Here is a 443-nt window from a genome sequence, read left to right as displayed (position 1 = left end):
CTCTGGTAAAGCGTCTTTATTCTCCAAATCCTATACATAAATGAGATTTGGTGGATTTATTATCACCTATCAGCGGGTTCAAGTACTTCTAAATACACTGGAAGGCATTTTTGCACAGACGGTTCCTCCTCAGCACTTATGGATTATCGATAATTCCGAGGACTGGGAGACCGAACAGGTCCTAAAGGAAAAGAACGATTCCCGTCTGACCTATGTGCGGATGGGGAAAAATACCGGTCCGGCAGGGGCTGCAGTCAAGGGATTAGAGCTCTGTGGCAAAGCCGGATTGGACTGGATTTATTGGGGAGATGACAATGATCCCCCTTTTAGAGAGGACTGCTTTGAGCGGCTATTGGCAATTAGGAATGCCAACCCATTTTGTGGGGTTTTGGGAGCTGTGGGTCAATATTTTGACGGTAGAAAAGGGAAGATATTAAGAGTTC

General features: G+C 45.6%; 1 protein-coding gene. It reads left to right on the top strand.

Annotated features, from left to right (window positions below):
* Window positions 1-40 precede the first annotated feature (40 nt).
* A partial coding sequence (locus ACNKXV_RS13355; protein WP_417908233.1) for a glycosyltransferase occupies window positions 41-443 on the top strand: 403 nt, incomplete at its 3' end.

Source organism: Christiangramia aquimixticola, assembly GCF_048285835.1.
Lineage (GTDB): Bacteria > Bacteroidota > Bacteroidia > Flavobacteriales > Flavobacteriaceae > Christiangramia > Christiangramia aquimixticola.
This window is presented reverse-complemented; position numbering and strand designations above follow the sequence as displayed.